This window comes from Rhodopirellula sp. UBA1907, from assembly GCF_002337565.1.
Lineage (GTDB): Bacteria > Planctomycetota > Planctomycetia > Pirellulales > Pirellulaceae > Rhodopirellula > Rhodopirellula europaea.
The window spans coordinates 128,472-134,831 of sequence record NZ_DDGH01000083.1; the positions used below are offsets into that span (position 1 = coordinate 128,472).

3 protein-coding genes are annotated in these 6,360 nt (G+C 57.2%); 2 read left to right on the plus strand and 1 reads right to left on the minus strand.

All coding sequences use genetic code 11. The features are described 5' to 3' along the window. Positions 1–58 precede the first annotated feature (58 nt). The gene (locus tag B2R17_RS18005; protein WP_286765079.1) at positions 59–1,474 is read right to left on the minus strand and encodes an arylsulfatase; all 1,416 of its coding nucleotides are present in this window, start codon (positions 1,472–1,474) and stop codon (positions 59–61) included. A 157-nt stretch (positions 1,475–1,631) separates the two neighbouring features. Here B2R17_RS18005 and B2R17_RS18010 point away from each other — a divergent pair, with 157 nt between their 5' ends. Next, entirely contained in the window at positions 1,632–3,752 is a 2,121-nt protein-coding gene (locus B2R17_RS18010; protein WP_286765080.1) for an arylsulfatase, read from the plus strand. Beyond that, entirely contained in the window at positions 3,749–6,217 is a 2,469-nt protein-coding gene (locus B2R17_RS18015) for an FAD-dependent oxidoreductase (RefSeq protein ID WP_286765081.1), read from the plus strand. The genes B2R17_RS18010 and B2R17_RS18015 overlap by 4 nt, the downstream gene beginning before the upstream one ends. Positions 6,218–6,360: the final 143 nt, after the last annotated feature.

The window sequence follows — 6,360 nt, forward strand, 5'->3', positions numbered from 1 at the left end:
GCGACCGCCGATCGCGCAGCAAAAAATCCACCAAACCCGGCTCAACGAGGGCATCCCCTCAAAACAGCCCGTCTTCGCGAGCCATTTCGACCAATCGTTCCAGCTCCTCGGGATGTTCTTTTGAAACATCGTTTTTCTCCCCCGGATCAGACGACAAATCAAACAGTTTCCAACCATCCTCGTTGACAACTGGCTTGCCATTTCCGCTGCGTCGCTTCTTGGTTCCGCCGGGATAGTTCACCGCTTTCCATTTTTCTGAACGAAGCCCAACCGAGGTCGGGCCTTCGCTGCTGGCCCAGTACAAATAGCGATGCTTGGTTTGCTTCTCAGGTTGATTCAGCAGAGCGGGCAAGTAGGAAATCCCATCGATGTCTGCTGGAGGTTCCGCACCAGCCAACTCGCACGCGGTCGGCAAAAAGTCCCAAAACGCGGAAGGGTGATCGCTGATCGAATTCGGTTCGATCGTCCCCGGCCATTTCGCGATGAAAGGCACGCGAATGCCACCTTCGTGCATCGAACGCTTGCTGCCTTGAAGCGGACCACTGCTGTTGAAGAACAAATCGCTGTGGCCTCCCTCATGATGCGGCCCATTGTCGGACGTGAAGATCACCAGCGTCTTTTCGGTCAGATTGAGCTCCGCCAACAAAGCCATCATGCGGCCCATGTCTCGATCCATCCGAGTGATCATCGCCGCGAAACCTTTCTCTGGGTTGGGCCATCCTTCATCGGCGTAGATGCCATAGTCCGGCACCTCCATTCCGTCGCCATTCAATCGACCGCCTTCGTTGTTGGCATGCGGGATCGTCCAATGAACGTGCAATAGAAAAGAATCGGACTGATGCTCGCGAATGAAATCAAACGCAGCATCCGTCATCACGTCGTGCGAATAAGTTTCTCGTTTGACTGCAACGCGACCGCGAGCGATCGGATCGGTGCTGATCACGTTGCCGGGATAGAAACTCTGCTTGTAGTTTTTCCACAGGAACGGCGGGTAATAGTTGTGGGCATTGGATTGGTTCATGTAGCCCGTCCAAGCATCAAATCCATTGGCGAGCGGATGGCCTGGGTTCTCGATCTCTTCGGGAACATCCACATTGCCGAGCGCCCATTTGCCGACCCCACCGGTGGCATAACCAGCCTGAGATAGCAACGAGGCCACGGTCGGTTGCTCCCCCGTCAAATTGCGAGCCGCGTTGCCAATCAATCCGGTGCTGCCAACATGCTTGCCCGTCCACAGCGTCAAGCGAGAAGGGCGACACACGGTGTGTCCGGCGTAGTGATCGGTGAATCGAATTCCATCTGCCGCCATTTGGTCCAGATGCGGCGTCTGAATTCGAGTTTGGCCGTAACACCCCAGGTCGCCGTATCCAAGGTCATCGGCCATCACATAAATGATGTTGGGTCGGAGTGCCTCGCTGCTGACGGATGAATCGGCGTTGTTTGACTCGTCCCCTGAGACGATTTGGCAACTCACGACGATCCAGCAAAACGCCCCAGCCCAACGCGGGAAAGACCGGAGGAATCGAGACGATGTTTGAGATGGGACCAGCCTCGCGAGGTTCATATTTCGGTTCTAATCTTTGGGCATCAAGTGAGTTCGGCAGGGGTGCCACGATCCTTTTCAGATTAACATGCCGACGAAGACAATGAACGACGACCTAGGAAAACACGCAATGAACGCTCGGCGAATCTCCTGCACCACACTCCTGATGCTCTGTTTCAGCGTTGCGAATTTCGCCCACGGTGCAGACGAGGACACTCCACCACAGCGTCCCAACGTGCTGTTGATCATGGTCGATGACCTTGGGTATTCCGATCTGGGGTGCTACGGCAGCGAGATCGAAACACCCAACTTGGATGGCTTGGCAGCCAACGGATTGCGTTTCTCGCAGTTCTACAACACCGCCAAATGCCACTCCTCCCGCGTGTCGTTGCTGACCGGTCAATACTGCATCGCGGCGGGAGACACCTCGCTGGCCCATGCCGTCACCAGCGCCGAAGTGTTGCAAGCCGATGGCTACTTCACCGCCATGTCGGGAAAGTGGCACCTCGACAAACAGCCCACTGACTTCGGATTCCAACGCTACTTTGGTCACCTCAGCGGCGCCTGCAACTACTTTCGCGGCGACAACACATTCCGTTTGAACGGCGAACCGTGGATCGTTCCAGACAAGGACTTTTACACAACAGTCGCCGATGTCGATTACGCGATGCAGTTTCTCAACGAAGCGGAGGAGAACGTCGATCCGTGGTTCCTTTATCTCGCCTTCAACGCGCCGCACGCACCCCTGCAAGCCTTGCCGGAAGACTACGCCAAGTACAAAGGACGCTACGACGAAGGCTGGGACAAAATCCGTGAGCAACGTGTCCTGCGTCAACACGAACTGGGCCTGTTGCCAAAGACATCACAACCTAGCGAACGACCCGCGCACATCCCCGCTTGGGAGACGTTGACAGAGAAACGCAAGGGGTTCGAAAACAAACGCATGACGGCGTTGGCGGGCATGATCGATCGCGTGGATCAAGAAGTCGGCCGGTTGATCGAACATCTCGATGAGACCGGCGAACTTGACAACACGTTGATCTGGTTCGTTTCCGACAACGGTGCTTGCCCGTACGATCGAGTCAGTCAGAAGATCGAAGCCGAACCCACCCGTGGCGATGTCTCTTGGAGCGATTCCACCGGATGGGCTTGGGCTCGCAACTCACCCTTCCGGTTGTACAAACAGAATCAAACCGAAGGCGGCATCAACACGCCGACCATCGTTCATTGGCCAGCGGGTCTGAAAACCAAGGCTGGCAGCATCGAGCGCAGCCCGGCTCACTTGATCGATATTCTGCCGACCATCGCCGATGCCGCTGGCAGCACCATCCCAACGACTTTTGCCGATCGTGATCTGCGACCGGTTTCGGGCCAATCGTTGCTGCCGATTTTCGAAGGCGAAACCATCGACCGCGAGCAACCCATTCACTTGCTGTTTTCATCCGACCGAGGCCTTCGCGACGGCGACTGGAAGATCGTGAGTTTCCGCCAAGGTCCTTGGGAGCTCTACAACATCGCGATCGACCGGACGGAGCAGCACAACCTCGCTCACCAGAATCGTGATCGCCTGACGCAAATGGCCCTGAAGTGGAACGAAATAGCGAAGGAGGTCCTGCACACTCAAACCTTCGATCCCAAGTTCGGAGTTCCGTCAGACAACCCGGTCTCGATGACAGCCACTCACCCTGAGTGGACGGATTTTTCCGTTGATCCCCAAAACAATGTTCGAGGCGGCACCGGCCGCAAGAAGACACCCAAGTCAAAAGCCAACACCTCGAAAAGGGCAAACGGTCCCATCCGAGCCCGCAAGAACACGCAACTTCAACAACGCGAATCGGAGCTGCATCTAACGTTCACCGGGGACGATCCAGGAATCGCGATCGATCATTTGCCGGAGAACATTCCACCGGGCCCGTACCGATTGGCGTTTGATTTGCTGAGCGAAGCTGAAGGCAACGGCGAAGTGTTCTACACAACCACACCTGACCAGTCCCTACCCAAGGGCCAACACATCCCGATCGAAATTGAATCCGATGGACAATGGCATTCGCACACAATCTCCCTCGGTGGCGCCACCAAAATCTATCGATTGCGATTGGACGTCAGTGAAGGAAAAGGACTGGCTCAAATCCGAGGGCTAAGGCTGCTCTCATCCCAAAACGAACCGGTAATTCGCTGGCCAATCACGAGAACCAAAGTTCTGAAGTGAGCCTCGCTCGGGGCGGAAAATTCTTGTTTGCAGGTCTCGAGACGGGCGAACAAAATGTCACCTTTGGCTATGCTATCGGGTTCCCCATCCCACCTTGCAAACCCACCCCACAACGAGAAGCGATCCCTGGAATGCATTCCCACCAGAGCTCCCGACCATCGTATTCCAACCGCCAATCCGCCCCCGTTTGGCTTCGCATCGCGTTGACGGCGTTGGCCTCCGTGACCATCGCGACCGCAACCGCGCAAGCGGCGGATGTGTTTGTCGAAGCTGAGAGTTTTGACACGCATGGCGGATGGAAGTTGGACACCCAATTCATCCAGCAAATGGGATCGCCGTACTTGATCGCTCATGGACTGGGGCAACCGGTCGATGATGCGACCACCAACGTTGCGATCCCCGAGTCCGGCAAGTACCGGGTCTGGGTTCGCACGATTGACTGGGTTCGTCGCTGGGACGCGTCGCCTTCCCCGGGAAAATTCGAACTCCACGTCGACGGCAAAAAACTGGACACCACCTTTGGAACGAAGCACGCGACTTGGGATTGGCAGGATGGTGGCGTGGTCTCGTTGACCAAGGGTGACCACACACTGTCGCTGAAAGATCAAACCGGTTTCGATGGTCGTTGCGATTGCATCTATCTGACCACCGAACTGGACGAAACACCGCCTGCCGTGGACGACGTCTTGTCGCCGTGGCGTCGTGACAAACTGGGCCTTCCCGAGCAACCTGTCACCAAAGGTCCTTATGACTTGGTCGTCGTGGGTGGCGGTTACGCTGGCATGGCGTCGGCGATTTCAGCGGCTCGAATGGGATGCCGCGTGGCATTGATTCAAGACCGTGGCGTTTTGGGCGGCAACGGTTCCAGCGAAGTGCGAGTGTGGGCGATGGGCAACATCCGTCGCGGCAAGTTCCCTCGCATCGGCGAGATCGTGGAAGAGTTCTCTGACAAAGCCACCAAGTCACCCGGCACCTACGAAGAGTTCGGTGACGAGCAAAAAGAAGAGATCGTCACAGCCGAACCGAACATCGATCTGTTGCTGAACCATCACGCCTATGCGGTGAAGATGAAAGCCGACAGCGAAACCAAGCAAATCGAACATGTGCTGGCCTTGAACACGAAAACCGGCGAAGACCTGCGAGTTGCCGGCGACCGTTTCGTCGACTGCACCGGCCATGGATGGATCGGCGAATGGGCCAACGCGGATTTGGACATCACCGACAAAGGCCGCATGGGCATGAGCAACATGTGGCGATGGGACGAAGTCGAGCAGGCTCCTGAATTCCCCGCCACGCCTTGGGCGTTGCCACTGAACATGGACGACTTCCCGTACCCACGTGACCACCATGGTCAATGGTTCTGGGAAAGTGGTTTTGACATCGATCCACTCGGCGACGCCGAAGCGATCCGCGACTGGAACCTGCGAGCCGTCTACGGTGCGTTCAACGCGATGAAGAATGGTGACGGTGCCGCCGATCACCCCAACGCTCAATTGACCTGGGTGGCTTACATCGGTGGCCCTCGAGAAAGTCGCCGACTGCTCGGCGACGTGGTCCTGAACCAAGAGGACATCGTCAGCAAACGCGAATTTCCGGATGGCTGCGTCCCCAGCACTTGGTCGATCGATTTGCACTATCCCAAGAAAGAATACGCCACCAAGTTCCCCGAAAACCCGTTCATCAGCATCGCGGTGCACGACCGCCGCGTGGACCGTTCTTACGGATACCCCGTTCCGTATCGCTGCTTCTACAGCCGCAACGTCGACAACTTGTTCATGGCCGGTCGCTGCATCAGCGTCACCCACGAAGCCCTCGGCACCGTCCGCGTGATGAAGACGTGCGGCATGATGGGCGAGGTCGTTGGCAAAGCCGCCTCTCTTTGTACGCTGAACGATTGCACTCCTCGCGACATCTACGAAGAGCACTTGGACGACCTGCTGGAACTGCTCGAACTGCCTGGCAAGGCTCGCCGAAGCACGCCTTCCGCGACGATCGTGATCCCGGACGACGCGATGGAAAAAGCCGGCCCGTACGGCCCCATGTCAGGCTTGGATCCCGAGAAATTGCCCGGCATCGTGATCGATGATCGACAAGCCAAGACGACAGGCAAATGGGCCAAGGGACAAGGTCTCAAGGGCTACGTCGGCTGGGAATACCGCTACGCATCGGCCAATTCCGGCGCGACCGCGACCTTCCAAACCAAGTTGAAGGAAGCCGGTCAGTACGAGTTGCAGATCTACAGTGCCCCTCATGAAAATCGTGCCACGAAGCTAGCCATCACCGTGACCGCGCCCGGACAAGAACCGAAAACCGTTCGGATCAACCAACGCGACACGCAAGGCGGTGCGATTCCGGCCGGCAAGTACTTCTTGCCCGCGGGCGCCGAAGTGACCGTCGACTTCTCCGCCAAAGACTCGGGCGGCACGGTGCACCTCGACGCGATCGGATGGGTCAAACAACCTTGAGCCAATCCGAGGCTGATCAAACTCGATACCGACGCAGCATTACTCTATTACTGCGTTTCCGATTCCTCGCCTGTCACCTCTCCCCCGACGAAGTTGGGGGAGAGGTCGGACCGAGCGTCCAGCGAGATCCGGGTGAGGGGGCC